The following is a 239-nucleotide window of genomic DNA, read 5'->3' as shown; positions in this document are numbered from 1 at the left end:
GCCAAAGGCAGACAACTCTTTCAGCATCCAGTCTCGCAGTATTTCCAGTCGATTCACCAGCTTGACGGATGGTTCGAAGCTATAGAATTTCTCCGCCATAGCCTCAGCCGTAACAACAGCCCGCCCCTGGAAACGAACCGGGTTGAATTTCATGCCTTCAGACATCATGCTGTCCTTATATCGTGTAATAACCTTAAGGAAGGACTCAGACGATTTGAAACGAATGCCGGACATACGCG

At 49.0% G+C, this 239-nt stretch carries 1 protein-coding gene; it reads right to left on the bottom strand.

What is annotated here, in order from left to right; translation table 11 throughout:
* The coding region (locus B0E34_RS22770) for a hypothetical protein (protein WP_228423063.1) at window positions 1–239 on the bottom strand (239 nt) is incomplete at both ends.

This window comes from Chryseobacterium mucoviscidosis (assembly GCF_002177115.1).
GTDB classification, from domain to species: Bacteria; Bacteroidota; Bacteroidia; order Flavobacteriales; family Weeksellaceae; genus Chryseobacterium; species Chryseobacterium mucoviscidosis.
Note: the sequence above shows the minus strand (reverse complement) of the source record. Positions and strands in the feature narration are given on the sequence as shown.